The following is a 500-nucleotide window of genomic DNA, read 5'->3' as shown; positions in this document are numbered from 1 at the left end:
AACAATGGCAACAATGCCCTGAACGGCGGAGCGGGCAACGACATCATCAGTGCCGGCAACGGCAATGACAGGCTTTATGGCGGCAGCGGCAACGACAGGCTGACCGGCGGGAGCGGTTCAGATATTTTCGTGTTCAACACGGCGCTCAACAGCTCCACGAACAAGGACACCATCGTCGATTTCAACGTGGCGGCCGACACCGTCTGGCTGGACAATGCCATCTTCACGGCGGTCGGTGCAAACGGCGGGCTTTCTTCTGCGGCTTTTCGCATCGGGACAGCGGCTGCCGATGCGAGCGACCGGATCATCTACAACTCCTCGACGGGCGCCCTGATCTACGACAGCAATGGTTCTGCTTCCGGTGGATCAGTCGAGTTTGCCAAGCTTGCAGCCGGGCTTTCGCTGACCAGCGCTGACTTCTTCATCATCTAGGAGCACAGCCCCTCATAGAAACCCGCGGCTTACGCCGCGGGGCCCGCTTCAGGCGGCCAGCTTCCGGA

At 60.6% G+C, this 500-nt stretch carries 1 protein-coding gene; it reads left to right on the top strand.

Features of this window, described 5'->3' with window-relative positions:
• Positions 1 to 432: M10 family metallopeptidase C-terminal domain-containing protein (locus GR138_RS30165; RefSeq protein WP_276508823.1), on the top strand; the 432-nt coding region annotated here is incomplete at its 5' end.
• Positions 433 to 500: the final 68 nt, after the last annotated feature.

Origin of the sequence: Shinella kummerowiae, from assembly GCF_009827055.1 — a bacterium.
In the GTDB taxonomy this organism is placed as follows: domain Bacteria; phylum Pseudomonadota; class Alphaproteobacteria; order Rhizobiales; family Rhizobiaceae; genus Shinella; species Shinella kummerowiae.
Note: the sequence above shows the minus strand (reverse complement) of the source record. Positions and strands in the feature narration are given on the sequence as shown.